The sequence below is a fragment of the Methanosarcina sediminis genome (genome assembly GCF_052056915.1).
Classification (GTDB): domain Archaea; phylum Halobacteriota; class Methanosarcinia; order Methanosarcinales; family Methanosarcinaceae; genus MTP4.
Genome location: NZ_CP195119.1, coordinates 1,642,285 through 1,664,257 on the forward strand (window position 1 = coordinate 1,642,285; position 21,973 = coordinate 1,664,257).

At 46.7% G+C, this 21,973-nt stretch carries 17 protein-coding genes; 2 read left to right on the forward strand and 15 right to left on the reverse strand.

Annotation, left to right across the window (positions count from 1 at the left end; genetic code table 11):
* Positions 1-175 precede the first annotated feature (175 nt).
* From ACSAZK_RS06900 to ACSAZK_RS06910, 3 genes are all read right to left on the reverse strand, one after another.
* The gene (locus ACSAZK_RS06900) at positions 176-1,210 is read right to left on the reverse strand and encodes a uroporphyrinogen decarboxylase family protein (protein ID WP_440956627.1); all 1,035 of its coding nucleotides are present in this window, start codon (positions 1,208-1,210) and stop codon (positions 176-178) included.
* Positions 1,211-1,295: 85 nt separating this feature from the next.
* A complete protein-coding gene (locus ACSAZK_RS06905; RefSeq protein WP_440956628.1) occupies positions 1,296-2,090 on the reverse strand; it encodes a corrinoid protein in 795 nt (264 codons plus the stop codon).
* 1,242 nt (positions 2,091-3,332) lie between these two features.
* A complete protein-coding gene (locus tag ACSAZK_RS06910; protein ID WP_440956629.1) occupies positions 3,333-4,154 on the reverse strand; it encodes a helix-turn-helix transcriptional regulator in 822 nt (273 codons plus the stop codon).
* A gap of 634 nt (positions 4,155-4,788) precedes the next feature.
* Here ACSAZK_RS06910 and ACSAZK_RS06915 point away from each other — a divergent pair.
* Positions 4,789-4,983 (forward strand): hypothetical protein, encoded by a 195-nt coding sequence (locus ACSAZK_RS06915; RefSeq protein WP_440956630.1) that lies wholly within the window; start codon positions 4,789-4,791, stop codon positions 4,981-4,983.
* 1,463 nt (positions 4,984-6,446) lie between these two features.
* On the opposite strand, the gene ACSAZK_RS06920 is transcribed toward ACSAZK_RS06915, so the two are convergent.
* The 8 genes from ACSAZK_RS06920 to ACSAZK_RS06955 all read right to left on the reverse strand — a co-directional run bounded on the left by ACSAZK_RS06920 (position 6,447) and on the right by ACSAZK_RS06955 (position 14,018).
* On the reverse strand, positions 6,447-7,811 hold the full coding sequence (locus tag ACSAZK_RS06920; RefSeq protein ID WP_440956631.1) for an MFS transporter: 1,365 nt from the start codon (positions 7,809-7,811) through the stop codon (positions 6,447-6,449).
* Positions 7,812-7,918: 107 nt separating this feature from the next.
* Positions 7,919-8,044 carry a hypothetical protein gene (locus tag ACSAZK_RS06925; RefSeq protein WP_440956632.1) on the reverse strand — a complete coding sequence of 42 codons (126 nt, stop codon included), beginning with the start codon at positions 8,042-8,044 and terminating at the stop codon, positions 7,919-7,921.
* 87 nt (positions 8,045-8,131) lie between these two features.
* On the reverse strand, positions 8,132-9,142 hold the full coding sequence (locus ACSAZK_RS06930) for an MtaA/CmuA family methyltransferase (protein WP_440956633.1): 1,011 nt from the start codon (positions 9,140-9,142) through the stop codon (positions 8,132-8,134).
* Positions 9,143-9,158: 16 nt separating this feature from the next.
* Positions 9,159-10,259: a uroporphyrinogen decarboxylase family protein gene (locus ACSAZK_RS06935; RefSeq protein ID WP_440956634.1), complete on the reverse strand. Its 1,101-nt coding sequence runs from the start codon at positions 10,257-10,259 to the stop codon at positions 9,159-9,161.
* Positions 10,260-10,275: 16 nt separating this feature from the next.
* Positions 10,276-10,917 (reverse strand): corrinoid protein, encoded by a 642-nt coding sequence (locus ACSAZK_RS06940; RefSeq protein WP_440956635.1) that lies wholly within the window; start codon positions 10,915-10,917, stop codon positions 10,276-10,278.
* Positions 10,918-12,010: 1,093 nt separating this feature from the next.
* Complete coding sequence (locus ACSAZK_RS06945) at positions 12,011-13,111, reverse strand: uroporphyrinogen decarboxylase family protein (RefSeq protein WP_440956636.1); 1,101 nt, start codon at positions 13,109-13,111, stop codon at positions 12,011-12,013.
* A complete protein-coding gene (locus tag ACSAZK_RS06950; protein WP_440956637.1) occupies positions 13,093-13,764 on the reverse strand; it encodes a corrinoid protein in 672 nt (223 codons plus the stop codon). The genes ACSAZK_RS06945 and ACSAZK_RS06950 overlap by 19 nt, the downstream gene beginning before the upstream one ends.
* The gene (locus ACSAZK_RS06955) at positions 13,761-14,018 is read right to left on the reverse strand and encodes a hypothetical protein (protein WP_440956638.1); all 258 of its coding nucleotides are present in this window, start codon (positions 14,016-14,018) and stop codon (positions 13,761-13,763) included. Before ACSAZK_RS06955 ends, ACSAZK_RS06950 begins: the two co-directional genes overlap by 4 nt.
* Before the next feature lie 591 nt (positions 14,019-14,609).
* Here ACSAZK_RS06955 and ACSAZK_RS06960 point away from each other — a divergent pair.
* Positions 14,610-16,289: a chromosome segregation ATPase gene (locus ACSAZK_RS06960; protein ID WP_440956639.1), complete on the forward strand. Its 1,680-nt coding sequence runs from the start codon at positions 14,610-14,612 to the stop codon at positions 16,287-16,289.
* A gap of 176 nt (positions 16,290-16,465) precedes the next feature.
* Here the strand turns inward: ACSAZK_RS06960 and ACSAZK_RS06965 are convergent, their stop codons facing one another.
* The 4 genes from ACSAZK_RS06965 to ACSAZK_RS06980 form a co-directional block, all read right to left on the reverse strand.
* Positions 16,466-16,924 carry a DUF1699 family protein gene (locus ACSAZK_RS06965; RefSeq protein WP_440956640.1) on the reverse strand — a complete coding sequence of 153 codons (459 nt, stop codon included), beginning with the start codon at positions 16,922-16,924 and terminating at the stop codon, positions 16,466-16,468.
* Between the two features lie 214 nt (positions 16,925-17,138).
* Positions 17,139-19,436 carry a carbamoyltransferase HypF gene (gene hypF, locus ACSAZK_RS06970; protein WP_440956641.1) on the reverse strand — a complete coding sequence of 766 codons (2,298 nt, stop codon included), beginning with the start codon at positions 19,434-19,436 and terminating at the stop codon, positions 17,139-17,141.
* Between the two features lie 518 nt (positions 19,437-19,954).
* Positions 19,955-20,584 (reverse strand): V-type ATP synthase subunit D, encoded by a 630-nt coding sequence (locus tag ACSAZK_RS06975; RefSeq protein ID WP_440956642.1) that lies wholly within the window; start codon positions 20,582-20,584, stop codon positions 19,955-19,957.
* Positions 20,585-20,589: 5 nt separating this feature from the next.
* Positions 20,590-21,972, reverse strand: coding sequence for an ATP synthase subunit B (locus ACSAZK_RS06980; RefSeq protein WP_440956643.1), 1,383 nt, complete (start codon positions 21,970-21,972; stop codon positions 20,590-20,592).
* Between the last annotated feature and the right edge of the window lies 1 nt (position 21,973).

A 21,973-nucleotide genomic window follows, 5' to 3' on the forward strand; every position in this document is an offset into this window, starting at 1 on the left:
CCAATGAAGATAACTCAGAATATAAATGAAAAATGTGGACACCTGAAATGTGGGCACCTGAAATTTTGGGTCCCTGTAAAAGGAAACCCTTTTTTTCAGGCACCGCTCCTTTTTCAGGAAGATACCACGAACTATTTTTTACTAGAAGATTTTTACACACAAAGGTTTCGCCAGATCAGAGGTTTTCGGCGGACCAGTCGGCTGCTGCCTTAACCCAGGTCTTAAGCCTGTCAGAGGTGCTGTGAGGTGGAGTTCCACAACCGAGCATGCTTGCTTTTGCTCCTCCGTCAAGAGCTGCCCTGGTTTCAGCGATGATCTGTTCTTCGGTACCTTCAACCATCAGGAGCGGGGTCACATTCCCGACAACAGGCACATCACCTGCAATCTTTGTAACTTCTTCCATCTTGACTGCCTGTTCGACACTGAGACAGTCTGCACCGGTGGCTGCCATACCCTCGATAATCGGGGTTGTGTCACCACAGATGTGGAGTTCCCACGGGCATCCGAGTTTGTGAGAGAAATCTCCGATCTCCTTTTCTGCCGGAACCCCTACTTCATAGTAGAATTCGGGCATCACAAGGTTCGGGGATGCAGATGCATCGGAATAGTAAAGGATGTCAGCTCCGGCTTCGGCGCAGGCCTCGGCATAGATCTTGTTGATCTCGAGGGCGACTGCGACCCAGTCCTTCATCTTTTCCATCTGTTTTTCCTTCTGCAGACACTTGATACTGAGTACGGAGAGGTTCTCAGCACCCATCAGGTCTCCTGCCAGGGTGATAGGGGCAACAAGGAAGGCAGTGACAGCTGCATCGGGGTATCTTTCCTTTGCAAGTTTGATGGAGTCGATAGTATTCTTGATGAACTTGTCTTCAAGGAAGTTATCATAATTAACTTCTTCAGGCTTTTTGAAAAAACTCCGAACAGAGGGCTGGATATCAATCTTACCCATCTTGACCTCAAGGCCGAGGGCAATAGATTCGGTGAACATGCCGAAAGGTGCGACGACATTGTCGATCCCTGCATCCGTGTGCATAAGCCCTGCGACATTAATCATCATTTCTGCGTTGGAATGATACTCAGGCCAAACTCCACCACTCTTCTCGATATACTCTTTGACCATTGTAGAACCGGTGATTACCGGAACCCTGTCGACAGGCTTCTTGTTGAGCATTGCAAGAACCCTTTCCAGGGAGGTCATTTCAGTTACCATTTTTATAGCTCCTTTTTTTGTATTTGACTTCTCGTTATTTTATCCACAATTCTCGATTAGAATATAAGAAATTTATAAAGAAAACTCAGTCCCATCTCTCAGCTTCCGAGGGGAAGTCAAAAATGGCGTCCTTCAGCCAGCTTGCTGCACTGGCAGCATCGTGAGGAGATACATCAGCACCGATCTCTGCCGCATACTGAGTTGTAATGGGGGCTCCGCCAACCATCACCATAACCTTGTCCCTCAGGCCTTCATCTTCGAGCATCTTGACAACTTTGGGCATCTCGGCCATGGTTGTTGTCATCAGCGTGCTCATGGAAACTGCTGTTGCCCTGTTCTCTTTTGCGGCCTCGATGAACTGGGTACTCGGGACATCATTTCCAAGGTCCACACAGTTGAAGCCATTTGCACTGAGCAGAGTTTTTACAAGACTCTTCCCGATGTCATGGACATCACCCTCAACCGTTCCAATAACCACAGTTGCAGGCTTTGTGCAGCTGTTTTCATCCTGTTTCATGAAGGGGGCAATGATCTCCATCCCGGAGTACATTGCAGTAGAAGCGATCAGGAGCTGGGGCACAAATGCCTCTCCATTTTCGTACTTTTTCCCGATCAGGCCCATACCTTCAGCGAGTCCCTTAAGCAGGATTTCGAATGGGTCCAGGCCAAACTTGAGGGCCGCTCTTGTCCAGCCCACGGACATTTCTTCTTCGCCGTCCATAACAAGGAGAGAGAGTTTTTCAAGGGCGACAGGTTTCATGTCAAACCCTGTGTCCAGAAGCTTCTGGGCAAGTTCTTCTATTTCTTCCTCCTCTTCATCTTCTGCAGCTTCGTCCAGGGCCTCCATCAGTTCCTGGATTTCTTCCGGTAAATCATCCATTTTTGCACCTCTGATTCTTTTAATAATATGCTACTGCACATATTCATCTGAAAAGGTATGCAGGGGAAGGATCCGGATCTTCTCCATATCTCACAGAAAGCAAACAAGTATAGGTTTCAAAAATAGATATACTAACCGTCATCGAAAAAACGCGGCAGAGTGATTCCAGCGGTGGTAATGCAAAAATAAACATGAATATAAAAAAATCAATAATATTCTATTTGATTAATAATCGGTGAAAAATTAAAGAACCCCATGTGAAGGCATCCGACTCAAAAATTAGATGGTTGCTAATTAAAACAAGAGGCTTGCAAAATAAACAATGTTAATAGTAACGTCACGCTGTTTACAGAATCAACGCCGTTGATTTTCGAAAGGGGAGCACCAGGAATAGAGAGATCAGCAATCCCAGTTCCCAAAAAGCTTATATGTCGGACTGCTACTTTTCGCGGGGATTAAGACGAAAAGGCTTGTTATTGAGTGAGACAATGCAGTGAAACAGTTTATAATATATAAAATTTATGCACGTGAAACATGTAGACATACATAATGAATATATAATTTTCTATCTGTAACAACCGAATATAAAGAACTGGATTTAGGAAGTACGGATTTTCAGGTATCTAACAGGCTTTACACCTATTCGAGCAAGTTTTTCGAATAAAGATTTGATGAGAAGAGAATAATTTTTGTTCAGACCATTAATGTCTATTACGTCAAGTGTTAGGTGAGAAGTTCAAAAGAGGGAGATTGTTGAAAGTGAAGTTTTATCAGTTGATGAGCGAATCTCAATAATTAGCGAAATATTTGCTATTGGAGGGAAGGAGGACACTGACATTGCATGAGGACGTAGCATCCTAAAGTTCACATTCCGGACCCTGTCATCAATTTAGCAGGAGAAAAACGTGATGTTGAGTCCCAATATAACCAGAAATTTTAAATGAGGAACCGGAGTGCGAAATAGGCATGCTCAGAACTTGTTTGCCTTCGTGATATTGTACCCCGTGAACTCCATTTTCCCGGTGTCCGGATCATGTAAGCAAGGTTCGAGATGTTTGAGTAATGAGTGAAAAGTTTCCTTCCCCATTTAAGGGCTCTGGCCTCATAACTGATCAAGGAAGTCCCGTCCGAATATCAACATTGCAGGACATGGAGACAAAAAAAATTGACCAACTTCAATCCCAGCTAAAAACTGAATCTGACTGATCCCTGACCGGGTAATTAGAGCCGGGATGTGAAACATTAAAAGAGGGAGAAACGACAAAGATCAGGATCAGAGTCCTTTTGATTTTGTGATGTCATTCCCGTTATCTTCATCTTTCTTGTCTCCGGGTCGATGTAGACACGGTTGGATGTCTGTGAATAGTAAGTGAAAAGTTCCCGCCCCCATTCGAGGGCGCTCTCCTCATAATTTATTAGGGTAGTCCCGTCGAACCTTCTGTTCTTGTCAAAAAGCCACATGCCCATGAGCCTGTCCGTAACAACCAGGGCAAGAGGGCCAATATGCCCTTTACTCACATAAATATCCATATTTTCGTGGGTAAGGAAGTTATTAAACTGATCCGGAAAGTCCTCCAGGTATTTGTCTAAGATGTGCTCCGTAAATACCCAGGAAACTTTTGAATTATTGCGCAGAAGCTTTGAAAATATGCTGACTGTTTGGGGCTGAAAAGTCGAACTGGCCATCATTACGTACTTTGAGTCCAGAACATTTTGCACGAAAGTGGGGGGGAACTCAAAAAGGCAATCCCTGTTTGCCTCCAGCAGTTCAGAGTGCACAAGGTCACCTATACTTTTCCTTAAATGGGAGGGGATTTCACTGAGGTCCCGGATTTCCCAATACTTTCGGTTCTCCACATAGATATCAGCTATATTAAGGAAATCGTCTATTTTTTCAACTAGTAAAGCCCCTATATCAGATAACTTATAGATATCCTCATTGTAGTCATAAATAAGCAGGTCTAATTTGAGGAGCTTCTTTATCTGAGGCATCAAAGCACTTGCACTGACATCAAGAGTATCTTTGATTTCATCTATGTTCTTGGGTCCCTCTTTTAGCAACAAGACCAGTACATTTTTTCTTTTTTCGGATAGGAATATTGTTTTAATTAGACCTGAGGAGTCCACTCTCAATCACCAGGGAACATATGAATATTCTTCAGAGTAAATTCGTTTTGAAAGAATAACAGTACTATACCTAAGCACTGTCCCAAATATCAACACGGGAAAATAGGGCTATTATATTATTTGAGATATAATCATTCTTAATATATGAGTAATTTTACTATTAATAATTTATTATTTTACCTGTATCAAAAGGTTAATTGAAGCATGTTAAGAGCGCTCGATATTTATTTTCCAAAAATAACAAAATAATTAGACAATAAAAACAAAAATTTTAAATATAGAGAAGAATCCCCCTCCCCCGAAGATTGGAACCTTTCTAAATCAAAAACAGAAGAAGGAAACCTCTATACGAGTAACCTTTGAAAAAAAAGATAAATCAAAAAGAAAATGAAAAATTATAAAAACTGAGATCTTTACGAAACTGAGATCTTTACGAAACTGAGATCTTTACGAAACTGAGATCTTTACGAAACTGAGATCTTTACGAAACTGAGATCTTTACGAAACTGAGGGTTCAGGGAACAGAAAAAGTAAAAAAGAATATGAAAAAGAAAACATAAGGCTTCAAGACATGCGGTCCTGTTACAGGCATCAAGAAAAAAAGACTGCAGAGAACGACAAAGTTTATCTTGAAGCTATTGAAGAGATGGCCCTCCTTCTCCTGGTGGTTAGGAATGGAGAGGTTTCTGCCGTCATCTCGGAAAGTACCGGCCTGAAACTTTCCTTAACCGATCGGGAAATGGCGAACCCTTTTCGGTTAATGTAACAGCCCCGTAACCCGGGCTTTCCGATCAGACAAAACATCCCTTGCAGCAGCATAAAATGGCAAATATGCAGTTGCAAAGGGGGTATTGCAGGTCTTTTACTTACTTCTGGAGGATATTTGATAACAGTGCCATCTTGAGGAGAGGGATATGGACAGGCACTGTCATCAGCGTGATTAATCAACCCGGAACCCGGTTGCGAACGCTGGGCACACTGCATGGAGATGCAGCCCCGACGCCGTAACCCACGGAGGACGCATTTACAGCGGAAACCCTGAAAAAAACCTCCTGAAACTCCAGGACAGGCTCGTATCCGAGGATACCATCAGGGGCTTAAAAAGCCTCCACCGCATTATAGATCAGGTTTTCTGAGCATTTCACTCAGCATCAGCTCCCTTTCTGAAGAAAGGAAGTAAACTGGCTCTTCACCGGTTTTACCGGGTACATACAGCACACACATTGCACACATACATTCAGACACATTTTGAGAGAACTTCACGTTTTTTTAGATCTTTTGCACGTTTTGGGAAATATCTGCTCTCGAAAAAGCATTGAAGAACATTTATCGTAAAATTTGTGGGGTTTTTAAAGGGTTTTGAGGTTAGCAGGGGATAAAGGGTTTGGATTTCTCCATACACTTCAGAATTTTGGAGGTTTTGTTGGGGATTGACTCGCATGGAGAGTTGTCCAGTGTTGACATATTATTTTGGAGGATCGTTGGAGTATTTATTTAATTGGAGATTTTTTTGGTTTCATGTGGGGTTTATGCGGACTTTAAAGATAGAAGGGAAAAAATTCAACCCTTTTTCACAACCGTTTTTTTGGATAAATCTTGAACCCTTTTTACACCCGTTTTTGATTGAAATTGAACCGTTTTTACATCCGTTTTTGAATCAACTTTGACCGATTTTAGCAACGTTTTTTGATTGAACTTGAACCATTTTTACATCCGTTTTTTAAATCAATTTTGACCGATTTTAGCAACATTTTTTGATTGAACTTGAACCTTTTTTACATCCGTTTTTTGAATCAAGTTTGACCGATTTTAGCAACATTTTTTGATTGAAATTGAACCGTTTTTACATCCGTTTTTTAAATCAAGTTTGACCGATTTCAGCAACGTTTTTTGATTGAACTTGGACCTTTTTTACATCCGTTTTTTAAATCAATTTTGACCGATTTTAGCAACATTTTTTGATTGAACTTGAACCTTTTTTACATCCGTTTTTTGAATCAAGTTTGACCGATTTCAGCAACGTTTTTTGATTGAACTTGGACCTTTTTTACATCCGTTTTTTGAATCAAGTTTGACCGATTTTAGCAACGTTTTTTGATTGAACTTGGACCTTTTTTACATCCGTTTTTTGAATCAAGTTTGACCGATTTTAGCATTTAAAAAGTGCCCCACTCCCTTTTCGGAGTGGGACGGATTAGCATTTATTATTCAGATTTTACCGGTCAGTTTTTACTGTTTAGAACTTGCAGGAGAGTCGCTCTTATCAGTGACTTCCACAGGTGCAGCCTTTTCTGCTCCCCTCTCTTTTGAAACGAAAAGGCATACGAAGGCAAAGATCATGCATACAAGCATCAGGAACCAGACAGATTTGTACTGACCTACGGTTGCAGTGGCTCCTTCGGCAACTGCCATCATCTTCCCGGTCAGGGTCATGAAGATTGCTCCACCGAGGAAGGGGAAGATATTGTATGCACCGGTTGCTGTCCCTACAATTGCTGCGGGGAACCATTCCTTTACCTGGGCATAGGAGACAACGAAGAACCCACCGAAGAACCCGAAGAGGAAGTGGATCGCGGAGTATGCCGTAGTGCTTGTAATGTTTCCTGCCTGGGACCAGATAACTGCCCAGATCACGATGTACACGGCAGTGCCTGCAAGCAGGACTTTTTTCCTGGACTTAAGCACCTTATCCGAGAGATAACCGGCAATCGGGCACCCGAAGACCATACCAACAGCAACGAAAGAGAGGACACTTGCGTAGGTTGTCTTCTCCCAGCCAAGAACGTCCCTGAAGAAAGGACCCGCCCAGAGACCCTGGTAGACCATGAGACTTCCGTACATGAAGAAGAACCAGAGGGCCAGGGGCCAGAACTTCATTCCGGAGCTGAAGGTCTGCTTGAGGGCATCTCCCATAGGGATCTTTTCAACTGCTTTCGGGGGGATATAGGTCTCGCTCTTTTCATAGGCTTCGATTTCGAGGATAGAGGGACAGTCCATGTCTTCCGGCTTGTCTTTAACCAGCATCAGGATGACTACAGCCAGCAGGACGGAGAATACACCAAGGAACAGGAAAACCCTCTGCCAGTCCCCGAGCAATATAGCCAGAAAGGCCAGGGGACCCGCCGCACTCAGGGCACCGATGTTCCCTATAGCAAGCAGGAGACCGGACATGGAGGCAAACTCGTTCTTCTTGAACCAGATGGAAAGCATCTTCATCACAGGGATGTAGACCATTGCCACACCGACTCCGATAAGAAGCCTTCCGACCAATATCAGCGTAAAGCTGGTTGCAAGACCTGAGAGGATTGCTCCTGCAGCAGCCACAAGGGTAAATACCCCGGCAGTCTTTCTAACACCCCAGCTGTCACTGAGGACACCACTGGGAAGTTGCATTGCTGTGTATGCATAGAAGTAAGCGGAGCCCAGAAGCCCGATAGATGCGGCTCCTACTCCGAATGTGCTCATAATGTCAGACGCAACCACAGCGGTTGACACCCTGTGGAAGTAGACGAAGAAGTATGCAAGAGCCAGGATAACAAATACTACCCAGCGATACTTCATCACTTTTTCCATTTTTTCCAGATTAATTCCCATAGCTATCGCTCCCAATGAAAGTAATACAGAATATAGGTGGAAATCAGGTAGATACTACAAACTATTTTTTTCTAGTAGATTGTCACGCTCAACGATTTGAAGCCGGTTCAGGGGGTTTCGGAGGAACAGCCGGCTACTGCCTTAACCCAGGTCTTGAGCCTGTCAGTTGAGGGAAAGTCCCACAGCCAGGAATGCTGCCTTTGCTCCTCCGTCGAATAGGGTTTGTCACACACAATTGGTTTTCCCCGGAGTTTTTGCCCCTTTTCTGCCGCTATGCACTTAACGGACTCATACTCCAGGAATATTCCATTTCATCGGTTTTACTGATTCGCGCTTTCTCTGGCTGCTTCTACCATTGCTTTTATGTTTTCCAGGCTTGCCCTGGTCGGAATCCCGCAGCCGGGAGCCAGGACGTTTGCTCCTTTCCGGATGCATTCCAGGGACTCTTCTTTCACCACTTCAGGGGTGCCCAGGAAAAGGGTGTCCGCAGGGTTTATGTTCCCGATGATTGCTGTTTTGCCTCCCAGGACTTCCCTGGCTTCGCCTACGTCCACCAGGTGATCCAGGCTGATCCCGCTTACTCCGGTTTCCGCCATCATCTCCAGGATGGGTTTCGAGTCTCCGCAGATGTGGAGGATGCTCGGGACACCCAGGCTTTCCACAAGCTCCTTGCAGTAGGGAAAAGCCATTTCCCTGTAGTGCGACGTCCCCAGAAGTTCGCTCCCTGCGGAAGGGTCGATGATGACCACGGCATCAGCTCCGTTTTCCACAAGGGCTTTGCCGTAGGTTTTCAGGACTTCCGTGGAATACTTCAGAAGGGACTTGACGAAATCCGGATTGTCGAAGAAGTCCATGAGGAGGGTTTCGACACCCCTGACCTGTCCGGCGAGGGTGAAGGGGCCGACGATCCCTGCAATTACAGGTACGGTCTCGTCCTCTTCCGCAAGTATCCTGACAGCTTCCACAACGGTTGCCATCCTGCCATCCGAAAGTGGGTCCGGGCATACGGCATCCTCGAAGGCTTCGATTTTCCGGAAAGCCGCCCTCCGGATGGAGGGCTGGGAGTCAAGCCTCCCTTCGCTGACCTGGGAGCCTACGGTTTCGGCTTCCACGCAGAGGTCAAAAGGCACCCTTGCACTTTCGATCCCGGCAAGCCTGTTTGCCGCAAGGGCAAGGGTTGCCATCTTCGCCGGGTCACGGTGGGCTTCGGGCCAGGAGGCCCCGGACTCTTCCATCATTTCCACGGTTGCGGTCTGCAGGGGGCAGGCTACCGAGACCCTGTCGACCTCTTCCAGTTTCAATGAGGCGAGAAAGCGTTCCTTATCGTTCATTGCAAGCCCCTGACTTTCAGATCTCTATCGGGTATTTGCCGTAGACCTTCGGGACTTCGAAGAATTTGTCCACGTTCTCAAGCGGGCAGTCGATAGGCCAGTCGCAGCCGGTCCAGTAGATGAAACCTCCGCCTGGGGCGGCGTCCTTGATCATCTGCTTGCCTTCTTCCTCCACCTTCTCGGGAGTACCAAGTAGCAGGGTTCCGGCAGGGGTCATGTTGCCTGCGATTGCAACTTTCTTTCCGATGGTCTCTTTTGCTTCCTTGAGGCTGATCATGTAGTCCAGGCTCACGTAACTTGCCCCGATCTCGGCAAGGTCGTCCCACCTGTCCTTGGTGTTTCCGCAGATGTGGTAGTGATGGGCGTACTTGTCCTTGTACTTCCGGATTGCTGCGGACTGTTTCTGGGCAGCCGGCAGGGCAAAGTTGCGATAGAACTTGGCGGATACAAGGTCACCCGAGGCACTGGGGTCAGGGGTGTAGATGTGGTCGGCTCCGGCATCAAACTGGGCTTTTACACATTCTATGGACACGTCGTTACAGAAATCTATGAGTTCGCGGGTCTCGTCCGGTTTGTCGATCATCTCAAGCATCAGATTTTCAACCCCGAGCACAATCCCGGCAAGGGTGAAAGCCCCTCTCACAAAACCGGTGATAAAGACGTCGTCACCTCTTTTTTCGTGCAATTCCTTGTCGAGCATCCGGATTGCAGTAAGCTGGGTCGGGATCTTCCCGTCCTTGTCCATATCCGGGAACTTCAGGTTCTTCCAGTCTTCAGCCTTGTTTATGGCGGCCTTGACGGTTGCGGGGACTCCCCAGTAAGGTTCTACTTCCTTGCAACCCATGGGTTCGGCCAGGATATGGGAACTCATCCTGGAGTGGACAAAGTCGTGGTCAAAACGGTCCAGAGCCCTAATCTGTGACTCCACAAAGATGTCGGGGTTGTGAATCCACTTGGGAAAACTTACGTCCTTTATTTTCTGCCCGATAAGACCAAGGTTCTTCCCTGCCATGTTTATGGACCAGTTCATGGAATCGAACATAGGCACCCTGTCGGGTTCCTTGAAGTCGACTGCAGCTCTGATCCTTTCTGCGTGGCTCATATCGTCTGCTGACATTTTTCTTCTCCTCCCATTACTCGGAAAGCAGTTTCTGAGCCACCCTTATGGCTTCGGACGCATTGTCAGCATACCCGTCTGCGCCGATGCTGTCGCAGAACTCCTGGGAAACAGGGGCTCCTCCGACCATAATCTTGACAGCGGGGAATTCTTCCTTAAAAAGCTTGACGTCTTCCTTCATTTCCATCATGCTTGTGGTCATGAGGGCGGAAAGGGCTACAAGGTCTACGTGTTCCTCTTTGATTTTATCCTGGAAATCTTCGGGAAGGACGTCTTTTCCCAGATCGAAAACAGTCAAACCCGCGGTTTCAAGTAAGAGTTTTACGAGGTTTTTGCCGATGTCATGGATGTCTCCAAGGACAACTCCGATGGCTACCCTCCCAGATTCCTTAATTTCATCGGCTTTAATGTACGGCTTAAGGACATCCACTGCCCCTTGCATCGCCCTTGCGGCGAGCAGGATTTCAGGGACAAACATTTCCCTCTTTTCGTATTTGTCACTGACAATGCTCATCCCGTGGGCACAGCCATTGATGACTGCGTCATAGGCGTCGACGTTGTTCTCCAGAGCCTTGTTTGCAAGCTCCACGCATTTACTTGCATCGCCTTCAACTACAGCTTCTGCAAGGCCGTTCAAGATTTCATCTCTTGCTGTCATTTATATCCCTCAATTTTGTGTGCTGGAGGGAAGATCCCAGGAAAGCTAAAAAAGCTTCAGACCATATGTTTTCCGGGGAAAGGACCTGTAACAATATAATTGATAATTTTCAGTCCTCACCCTGCTCCGGAATGGTGTCGTCAAAGCAAGTTTTAGCTTCCCGAAATTCCAACCAGATTTTTGGATTTATTCACTCCAATCCTGGAGATTTTCAGATACCTGTTTCCAGAGTAAAACGGTTCGGCCTCCTATTACCTGAGGCAATCAGGCTCAAATTTCACCGGCTATCGCCGGAATCAGGTATTTTCCTTGACATTCCGCATAGTCTACACTATCCGGGGTGACATTTCATGAATACTGCACTCATTCATCTGAAGGTATGCAGGAGAAGAATTCAGACCTTCTCCAAATTTCACAGAAAGCAATCAAGTATACGTGCAAAAAATAGATATACTAACCGTTGTCGGAAAAATGCATCCATGTGATTTCTGGAATTTACCAGTAAAAAAATAAATATGGATATAAAAAATTACCAATATACAATATAATTAATAATCAACAACGAAATTAATAACCCGCCTCTTGAGAAAAGTCGGGCAAAAAAATCAAGGGCAGAAATAGAAAAAAAGTGCTGCCTGTAAAATAACATCGTTAACATAAAACAATGCACCCCTCTACAGAACCAGAGCTATTGATTCCAGATCAAACCCCTTTAAAGAATCAACGGCATTGATATTTCAACGGGACATTGATAGCAGGGCATACTGCAAATACACACGATTTTTATATAAAAAAGATGGTTATCCAATAATAACATAATATATAAGTATCCGAAAGATAGCCTATGGGAAAGTCACGATGTCATTGAATAAATAATATAAAAAAGAGGGCTTACATTATAAACATCCCGGGGGCATTAAAAGGCAGGAATGGTTAGCTAAATATTTCCAGAACTTTTAAACATATTCAAGTAAAGGAGTTTTTTGTACCGGAAAAGGGGAGGTTCTCCCCCCATAATTAGGGCAAAGTTTCAACCGAATAAAGTTTCAATGAGCCAGGAAGACGTTCCTCGTTCATTGCAAGCCCCTGACTTTCAGATCTCTATCGGGTATTTGCCGTAAACCTTCGGAACTTCGAAGAATTTGTCCACGTTCTCAGTCGGGCAGTCGATAGGCAAATCGCAGCCGGCCCAGTAGATATACCCTCCGCCGACGGCAGCGTCCCTGATCATCTGCTTGCCTTCTTCCTCAACCATTTCGGGGGTGCCCAGGAGCAGGGTTCCGGCAGGGGTCATGTTGCCTGCAATTGCAACTTTCTTCCCGATAGTCTCTTTTGCTTCCTTGAGGCTGATCATGTAGTCCAGGCTCACGTAGCTTGCCCCGATCTCGGCAAGGTCGTCCCACCTGTCCCTGGTGTTTCCGCATATGTGGTAGTGATGGGCGTACTTGTCCTTGTACTTCCGGATTGCTGCGGACTGTTTCTGGGCAGCGGGCAGGGCGAAGTCGTGATAGAATTTGGCGGAGATGAGGGCGGCCGACGCACTGGGGTCCGGCGTGTAGATATGATCGGCACCGGCGTCGATCTGGGCTTTTATGCATTCTATCGAAACATCATTACAGAAATCTATAAGCTCGCGGGTCTCGTCCGGCTTGTCGACCATGGAAAACATAAACTTTTCAACCCCTAGCACGATCTCTGCAAGGGTAAACGCCCCTCTTACGAAACCGGTGATAAAGACGTCATCGCCCCGCTTTTCATGCAGCTCCTTGTCGAGCATCCGGATAGCGGTAAGCTGGGTAGGGATCTTACCGTCTTTATCCATGTTCGGGAATTTCAGGGTCTTCCAGTCTTCGACACGGTTTATGGCGGTATTGATGGTTGCAGGGACATCCCAGTAAGGCTCTTCTTCCCTGCAGCCCATGGGTTCGGCAAGGATATGGGAACTCATCCTGGAGTGGACGAAGTCGTGGTCAAAACGGTCAAGGGCCTTTATCTGTGACTCCACGAAAATATCGGGGTTGTGGATCCACTTGGGAAAACTTACATTCTTTACTTTCTGCCCTATAAGACCGAGGTTCTTCCCTGCCATGTTAACGGACCAGGACATGGAATCGAACATGGGCACACGGTCGGGTTCCTTGAAGTCGATTGCAGCTTTGATCCTTTCTGCGTGGCTCATATCATCTGCTGACATTTTTTCCCCCCTTCCCCGGAGATCAATTTCTGAGATACCCTTATGGCCTCGGATGCATTATCGGCATACCCGTCTGCACCAATGCTGTCACAGAATTCCTGAGAGACAGGAGCACCTCCGACCATTATTTTGATATTGGGGAATTCTCCTTTGAGGAGTTTTACGTCTTCTTTCATTTCCATCATACTCGTTGTCATTAGAGCTGAAAGGGCTACAAGGTCGACGTTTTCTGCCCGGACTTTGTCCTGAAGAGCTTCGGGAAGGACATCTCTTCCAAGATCGAAAACTATCAAGCCCGCAGTTTCAAGCAAAAGCTTTACAATGTTTTTACCGATGTCATGGATGTCCCCCAGGACAACCGCGATAGCGACCTTTCCAGTAACCTTGATTTCTTCGACTTTAACGTAGGGCCTGAGGACATCCACTGCCCCTTGCATCGCCCTTGCGGCGAGCAGAATTTCCAGGACAAACATTTCTCTCTTTTCGTATTTGTCGCTGACAATTCTCATTCCGTGGGCACAGCCTTTGATGACTGCTTCATAAGCATCGATGTTGTTTTCGAGAGCCTTGTTTGCAAACTCCACACATTTGCCTTCATCACCTTCAACTACTGCATCTGCCAGACCGTTCAGGATCACATCTTTTGCGGTCATTTTTCTTCCTCACTTTTGTGCGCTGGAGGGAAAATCCTGAGAAAGGCTAAAACAAAGCTACGAACCATACGTTTTTCGGGGAGAGGACATTCAACATAATTGTAAGTAGTCATTCTGCTTCGGAATGACGTTTCCAAAGCAAGTTTTAGTTTCCTGGAATTCCAACCAGATTTTTGGATTTTTACCAGTATATTACCAGAGATGTAAGATACCTGCTTCGGGGAAAAACAGCTCTTTCCTGCTATTTCAGGCAACTAAGCCCGAATTCCACCGATTACCGTTAGAACCAGGTATTCTCCCTAACTTTCTGCATAGTCCACCCTTTCAGGAGTGACATTTTATTCATGTCCTCTCTCAACACTCAGAGGACAACTTGAATTTGTTGAATCCCAAAAGAAAGATTGCTTGAACGAACTCCTATTCATATGGAGCGGTATGCAATATCCCACTAAAGAATATGACTTTATTATATATAAAAAGGATTATGCGTGTTGGACTTTATGAATGTTCGCAGATACGTCAAGGGTCTTTTCTGATGCGCCTGTATTTTCAGACTCCGGGAAAATGAAACAAATTTCCATTTCACACTCGCCCGGGAAGGGTATCCTTGCAGATACAAAGCTTATGGACCTGTTTTCCTGTAGCTTCGATTTCTTCCAGGCTCACGTTCCACCAATTCAAAAGTTTTAACATCCTTTACTTATTGAACTAACAGGAAAGCTTGCGAGCTAAGCCCACCCCCTCCTGAGGGAACACTTTTATAAATTCCACTCAAACCGCATAACTTTTATTAAATGTTATTGTTAATTATAACCTAAAAGCTATGACTGTCGAGAGGCACATTCATGGAAGACCCCGTTGTCGCAAAAATAAAAAAGAAGTTTTTTAGAGAAGGAAACCCCGCACAAATTCCGCTGATGAGCGGGAAACGCTCCTTTGAAGCCAGGGCCGAAATGGACGGAATCCATGTTGATAACCTGAGGAATCAGCCATTCCTCCCCTGGAAAGTCTTTTCCGAAGCCGTTGAGGTCCTGAAGGCTAACGATGGCCAGGCAAAGAAAGGGAATGCTATGAACGCAAAACTGGGGGACCCGAACCTTGACCTGAATACCGTGGAAGGGCATATCGCACACAGTGTCTACGGTTGCAAGATAGGGGACAGTGTTACTAAAAGGATAACCCCGATTGCATGCATCCTTGCCTGGGCAGAGCTCTGTGAAAATACAAGGGGACAGCTTACACTGTGCTCGGAAGAAGAAGAAGAAGAAGAGGAGGAGCTACAGTCTTTTGAAACAATGAGCGAAATCCCCGAACCCTTTTCCGGAGAAGAGGCAAAGGAAAAAGAAGACCTGCAGATCAATTCCTTAAGCTTACGGCTTACAAGCAAGGACATGGAGCTAGAAGCACTTAACAAAGAGCTTGCAGGCAAAGAAGAAGAAATCAAGAGACTTGACGAAAACCTCGCAGGCAGAGAAGCGAAAATAAGCAGCCTCGAAGAAGATCTCAGCTCCAGGAAAGAAGAGACAGAGCTTCTTGGAAAGCAGCTATCACAGGGCACGGAGAAAATCAAAACCCTTGAAGAGGAGCTCATAGACAGGAAAACAAAGCTAGAAGACCTTGAAAAGATAACCTCTGAAAGAGATGAAACAATAATAGCATTCGAGGGAAAGTTTGCTGAAAAGGATGAAACAATAACAGCATTCGAAGGAAAGCTCACTGAAAAGGATGAAACAATAACAGCATTCGAAGGAAAGCTTGCTGAAAAAGATGAAACAATAAAAGCGTTAGAAGAAAAAATAGCTGAAAAGGACGAAACAGTAAAAACCTTCGAAAGCAGAATTGCCGAAAGAGCCAGGGACATAAGTAGCTTTGAGAGTGAACTTGCAGGAAAAGATGAAACGATACAGGGTTTCGAAAGCAGGATTGCTGAAAAGAACGAGGAAATAAAAGGACTTGAAACCCGGATTGTGGAAAAGGAAGAAGCAATAAAGGTTTTCGAAACAAGAATGCAGGAAAATGATTCCGGGATACAGGCTCTCCGGGAAGAACTTGCAGAGAAAGATGAGGAAATCAAAACCCTGGACGAAAAGTTCTCGGCAGAAGAAAGCGGCATTGAAAAGCTCGAGGGACTGGTCGCGACAAAGGAAAAAGACCTCCAGACCCTGGCCGAACAGGTCATGGCAAAAGACCGAGAAGTCAAGAAGCTTGAAGAAAAACTAACCGTAAAGGACCGGAAACTCAACGCTGTCGAACTTCAGTTTGCTGCCAGGGAAGAAAAGGTCAGGATGCTTGAGAAAAAGCTTGAGGGCAGGCACGAAGGAGAACAGACCCTGACCGAACAGATCGGAGAAAAGGAAGAGCTTATAAAGCAGTTGCAGGCAACCCTTGCAAGCAAGGAAGAAGAAGTTTCCCGGCTTAATGACGAAAACAGGAAATACCGGAGGCAGCAGAAGATGGCTGCTGACGGGTTGAGACAGATCGAGGAACAGAAGACTGCAAAAAAGAAGTGGTGGAAGGTCTGGTAAGATTTTCGGAAACCCCCTCCGGGAATCATCCTTTATCGAAATTATATTCGGAATTTAGGAATGATAAAAATATAACTTCAAATTTTCAGTTTGGGAATTGATCTATAGTTCCATTTCCTAAATCCATTTTTGGCAACAAAAACTCTTGATACTATATTTGAATCATTCCTTAGTTCTCAAGCTTTGTTCGGGCGGACCTTTTTCGGGCCTGGACACGGCATGGAAACGTGCAGGAAATGCAGGATAAGGTCAGGGCTGATTTTCCTCAGATTTGTAATCTCAGTGATGATCTCATCCTCAGACATTCCCTGAATTTTCAATTCGTTTATTTTCTCAACAACATAGGCAGGGATTACAAAATAGTTGTTCAGGTCATGCCAGTGCCCGCTTACATCCCCTTTTACAAAATAAATCCCCGAAGAGCGCAGATACATTTTAATAAACTTGGAAAGACCCTCATAAGAGGACGCGGGAAGTTGGAGCAGTTCTATTCCCGGGCAGGCCTTAAGCAAACTAAAGAAATCCTTATCAGAGGGGCGAAAAGCAAGGTGAACTGCCTTTTCCTCAGGGCTCAGGCCCGGGATCTCATCCCTGCCTGTGACTACACGGATACGGACACTTCTAAACCCCATCATCTGCTCCCCTTTATATCTAAGCACGGATCGTTTATTTAATTTTGTAGTTTTGTTTTTCTGATCAGATTTCAGTACGATCCAGCTCCCTTCGGAAAAACTTTGGAAAAAAAGGCATGAGAAGCTTTTTGGCTTATTTTAAGCTTCAGAACCTGATTTAAAGTATCCGAAGGGGGTTAAGAACAGGGAAAATCCGTTTAAAACGGAACTAAAAGGGTTAATCGGCAGGTTTCCCCCTGAAACCGGCTGCTACAGCCTGCCCGAAAGAAATGCAGCCGTCTCCGGAAGGGACCCGCCTGTGGGAGAGAAAGTCAAGCCCTGCCCCTTTTACTGTTTCGGCGATGCGCCCTGTTATATGTTCATTGTAAGCTACCCCGCCGCTCAGGCCTACCATATCAAGACCTCTTTTCCTGGCAATGGAGACCGCAAGTTCCGAGACACTCCGGGCAAGACTTTCCTCAACCCCAAAAGCGAGATCTTCGGGGGAATAGGTGCCGGAAAGTTCGTAAGCTCCCAGGAGAAGTTCCGTTGTATCAAGCACCGGAACTCCAGGATCCCCGTATTTCTTAAAAGAGATGGGAAGCTCCACCCTGCAGGTACTCCGCCTCGCAGCGGCCTCAAGTTTCATTGCAGGTTCACCTTCGTATGTGCGCTCGCTGCAGATCCCCAGGAGGGCTGCCGCTGCATCAAGCACCCTGCCCGTACTGCTGCTCTGAACAACGTTTACCCCTCTTTCGAGCTGCTGCAGAATGGCAGTAAGTTCCACCTCCCCGTGCGGAAAAGAAAGGGGGAGTTTTTTAAGTTCGTTTTCCGAGAGGGCTTCCGAAAGGATGCCAAGGGTCATGCGGGAGGGATTTCTGGCAGCAAGGTCGCCTCCGGGCATTGGTTGGGGGAGCAGATGGCCCAGACGCTCATACCCGGAATAGGAAGACTCGAAAAGCTCCCCACCCCAGACAGTCCCGTCGGCTCCGTACCCTACCCCGTCAAGAGCGATCCCGAGGACCTTTGACCCGGAGGGCAGGAAATTGTCAGCCATCAAAGCCAGGATATGGGCGTGATGGTGCTGCACACGGAGCGTATTTTCCCCGCCTTCCCGCTTTGCAAAGCGGGTGGTGGAAAAAGAGGGGTGAAGGTCACAGGCCCAGGTTTCGGGTTCAATTCCCGTTAGCCGGACCAGGTGCCGGACCACCTCGGAATGATATTTGAAAGTCTCAACGTGGCTGGTATTCCCTATGTACTGGGAAAGGTAAGCCCGGTTTCCTTTTGCAGCCGTAACAGTAGTGTTAAGTTCGGCTCCGACCCCGAAGGAAGCTTCGATTTCAAAAGGAAGTTCGATAGGTTCCGGTACAAAGCCCCTGGACCGGCGGATAAAAGTTCCCTGCCCGTTCACGACCCTTATTACCGTATCGTCGTTCCTGTTCGCAATAACCCTGTTATGGAGAAGGTGGAAGTCCGCAATCCCTTCGAGCCTTTCAAGCACCTCACGGTTTTCGACAAGCATGGGCTTTCCGGGCAGGTTTGCCGAGGTCATCACATAGACCGCATCAGGCACCCTATCAAAGAGCAGGTGCTGGGTCCCGGTATATGGAAGCATGACCCCAATGTTGTGCAGGTAGGAGGATACCGATTCTGCCAGGGAGAAATTTTCCGATTTGGGAAGTACGGTAATGGGACGACGAAAAGAGCTGAGAATTTCCCGGGAGGCCGCATCAAGGTCGGCAAAAGATTCCACGATATCCGTATCCTTTGCCATCACCGCAAAGGGCTGTGCCGGGCGTCCCAGGCGTTTTCGAAGTTCCAGGACCGGCTCCTCGGCCCGGGCACTACAAGCAATGTGAAAACCTCCGAAACCTTTAACCGAAAGGACGGAACCCTGCCGGAACAGTTCCGAAGCTCTTTCTATGGCTTCGTAGTTTTTTGCAAGCACGTTTCCCTCGGGGTCCGAAAGCCAGAGTACCGGCCCGCATTCGGGACAGCAGACCGGCTGCGCATGGTACCTTCGGTTCATGGGGTCCGTATACTCAAGTTCACACCCCCCGCAGAGAGGAAAATCCGCCATTGTGGTTTGTTCACGGTCGTAAGGAAGGTTCCGGACCGTTGTATACCGGGGCCCACAGTTCGTACAGACCGTGAAAGGATAATGATAATATCTGGACCCGGGATCAAAAATCTCAGCCCGGCAGTCCTCGCAAATAGTTGTGTCCGGAGGAATTATGGAATTTCTGGAGGCTCCGGTTTCACTTTGGAAAATTGAAAATTCGGGATGAGCGGAAAAAGGCACGTCATTTGCCCCGATATCCAGGATATGTGCAAGAGGAGGCTTCTTTCGGGGAAGATCAACCATAAAAGTTTCAAGGCTTTCCCTTCGTCCTTCCACAAGGATCTCCACATGGTTACCGAGATTTTTAACATACCCGGAGAGCCCGTGGGCTTTTGCAAGCCGGTACACGAAGGGACGAAAACCCACACCCTGCACCGTCCCGGTCACATGGAGAAGTCTGGCTTCGTTTTGCATAGAGGATTTAGGATTGAGTTTTGTCGTTAAAATAGCTTTCTGATTTACGCCATGAAGTGAGGAAATAACAGAAAATTCGAAACTCGGACATCTCGAAACTCCTCATTAAAAAATACAAAACGAAAAAAAAACAATAAAAAACAGCGACAAAACAAACAAAAAGAAAAAAAACAGCGACAAAACAAACAAAAAGAAAAAAAACAGCGACAAAACAAACAAAAAGAAAAAAACAGTGACAAAACAAACAAAAAGAAAAAAACAGCGACAAAACAAACAAAAAGAAAATACAAATTAGTAACAGATCTCAGAGATGAGTAAATCATCTCAGAGATTCCAGTCACATAAAGTTTGGCAGTATAGTCTTTAAGATGATGATGAACCCCAAAACCATCATAAGAAGGGAGATCCGCCATGCTATCTGAAGCAGGCGGGCCTGGTTTTTGGGCTCATATAACTTAAGTACTGCTTTTTCAACCGGATTCGGTCGATCCTTATACGCTGCCATGTTTAAATCAAGCTTAGGTCTTAGTTCTCGCCTTGACCCTCTTCAACCTGAAGGTGCTCTCCCTTTCTACTTCTTCAAGGGCGAAGCGGATAAACTTCATGGTCTCGATAAGTTCGGGAATGACCTTGAATTCGAGAGCGTTTACACGCCTCTTGGTCTTCTCGATTTCATCGAGGAGTCTCTTCATGGTTGTTTCCAGCTCCGCAGCGGTGATAATCTTTTCGACCAGGTCCTCATAGGCATCGGCTGTTTCGTCGATGTAGGCATTGGTCCCGATTATCCCGTATCCCCTCTCATAGAGGGGTTTTCGGACCCCTGTAGAGCTGATTTTGGGTACAAAAACACCCATGATGTTGTGCCCAGAAAGTTCAATTTCAGGATTTTCCTTTGTGGTGAAAGCTGTCGACTTGACAGCAACCACTCCGTTCACGGCGCAGGCGAGGCTGATTTTATCCACAGCGATGTCATAGGCAGCATCCAGCTCGGTTCTGACGTTCCTGGCTTCATTCAGGATCTTGAAGAACTCAAGGATAAGACCATCTCTCTTCATCTTAAGGAGCTTGTGCCCACTTTCCGAGAGCTTAATCCGCCTTTTGAGCTGGATCAGTTCTGACCGAGTTGGTTTTACGTCCTGCAATACCATGGCAATCACTCTGCCTTTTTGTGTGCCGGGTGGTACTTCTGGATGTATTTGTTGTCAATCCTGTTCAACTGGTTTTCTGGCAGGTGTGCGAGGATTTTCCAGCCAATGTCCAGGGTATCCGCAATGGTCCTGTTTTCGTTTCTGCCCTGAGTGACAAAGTTCTGTTCAAAGAGGTCAGCAAACTCAAGGAACTTCAGGTCTCTTTCGGACAGAGCTTCCTTACCGACAATAGCCACCAGACCTCTCAGGTCACGTCCTTCAGCATATCCTGCATACATCTGGTCAGAAACAGCTTTGTGGTCTTCCCTGGTCTTGTCGCCTCCAATACCGGAGTTCATCAACCTGGACAGGGACGGCAGCACGTTGATTGGTGGGTAAATACCCTTCCTGTGCAGTTCCCTGGCAACCACGATCTGACCTTCGGTAATGTACCCGGACAGGTCAGGGATCGGGTGGGTGATATCGTCACCGGGCATGGAAAGAATAGGAATCTGAGTAACGGATCCCTTGGCACCCTTGACAATACCTGCTCTTTCATACAGGGTTGCAAGGTCAGTGTACATGTAACCGGGGTACCCACGACGACCAGGCACTTCATTACGGGCGGCTCCCATCTGACGGAGAGCTTCAGCGTAGTTGGTGATGTCGGTCAGGATAACGAGAACGTGCATGTCGTGCTCGTATGCCAGGTACTCGGCTGCAGTAAGAGCCATACGCGGGGTAACCAGACGTTCCACAGCAGGGTCATCTGCAAGGTTCATGAACACAACAGCTCTTTCCAGAGCGCCGGTCTTTTCGAAGTCCTCCATGAAGTACTGGGCTTCTTCGTTGGTGATACCCATTGCTGCGAAGACCACAGCAAACTCTCCTTCAGAGCCGGGCACAGCAGCCTGCCTTGCAATCTGCAGGGCAATTTCGTTGTGCGGAAGACCTGATGCAGAGAAAATAGGCAGTTTCTGCCCACGAACCAGGGTGTTGGTCCCATCAATAGTGGAAATCCCGGTCTGGATGAAGTCCTCAGGGGGCATCCTTGCATACGGGTTCATTGCGGCCCCGTTGATATCAATCATCTTGTCAGGCACAATTCTGGGCCCACCGTCCAGGGGGTCACCTGCGCCGGACAGGATCCTGCCGAGGAGGTCAATGGATGCAGGAAGTTTCAGAGTTTCCCCTGTGAAGACTACGCCACAGTCCTGATTCAGACCGCCCGTACCTTCATAGACCTGAACAACCACAATGTCTGAGGAAGAGTCCAGCACTTCCCCTCTGCGGGTGGTTCCGTCAGGCATATTGATGCTAACGATTTCCTTATAACCCACAGGCTCCGTTTTCTCGACAAAAATAAGAGGACCTGCGATTTCCGTGATTGTCTTGTACTCTTTTGCCATA

Bases quoted from the DNA above. Each gene is read 5' to 3' on its own strand.
- hypF (WP_440956641.1), bottom strand. From the start codon at position 19,436: ATGCAAAACGAAGCCAGACTTCTCCATGTGACCGGGACGGTGCAGGGT.
- ACSAZK_RS06930 (WP_440956633.1), bottom strand. From the start codon at position 9,142: ATGAACGATAAGGAACGCTTTCTCGCCTCATTGAAACTGGAAGAGGTC.
- ACSAZK_RS06965 (WP_440956640.1), bottom strand. From the start codon at position 16,924: ATGATGGGGTTTAGAAGTGTCCGTATCCGTGTAGTCACAGGCAGGGAT.
- ACSAZK_RS06980 (WP_440956643.1), bottom strand. From the start codon at position 21,972: ATGGCAAAAGAGTACAAGACAATCACGGAAATCGCAGGTCCTCTTATT.
- ACSAZK_RS06905 (WP_440956628.1), bottom strand. From the start codon at position 2,090: ATGGATGATTTACCGGAAGAAATCCAGGAACTGATGGAGGCCCTGGAC.
- ACSAZK_RS06920 (WP_440956631.1), bottom strand. From the start codon at position 7,811: ATGGGAATTAATCTGGAAAAAATGGAAAAAGTGATGAAGTATCGCTGG.
- ACSAZK_RS06960 (WP_440956639.1), top strand. From the start codon at position 14,610: ATGGAAGACCCCGTTGTCGCAAAAATAAAAAAGAAGTTTTTTAGAGAA.
- ACSAZK_RS06915 (WP_440956630.1), top strand. From the start codon at position 4,789: ATGCGGTCCTGTTACAGGCATCAAGAAAAAAAGACTGCAGAGAACGAC.
- ACSAZK_RS06950 (WP_440956637.1), bottom strand. From the start codon at position 13,764: ATGACCGCAAAAGATGTGATCCTGAACGGTCTGGCAGATGCAGTAGTT.
- ACSAZK_RS06935 (WP_440956634.1), bottom strand. From the start codon at position 10,259: ATGTCAGCAGACGATATGAGCCACGCAGAAAGGATCAGAGCTGCAGTC.
- ACSAZK_RS06945 (WP_440956636.1), bottom strand. From the start codon at position 13,111: ATGTCAGCAGATGATATGAGCCACGCAGAAAGGATCAAAGCTGCAATC.
- ACSAZK_RS06940 (WP_440956635.1), bottom strand. From the start codon at position 10,917: ATGACAGCAAGAGATGAAATCTTGAACGGCCTTGCAGAAGCTGTAGTT.
- ACSAZK_RS06975 (WP_440956642.1), bottom strand. From the start codon at position 20,584: ATGGTATTGCAGGACGTAAAACCAACTCGGTCAGAACTGATCCAGCTC.
- ACSAZK_RS06900 (WP_440956627.1), bottom strand. From the start codon at position 1,210: ATGGTAACTGAAATGACCTCCCTGGAAAGGGTTCTTGCAATGCTCAAC.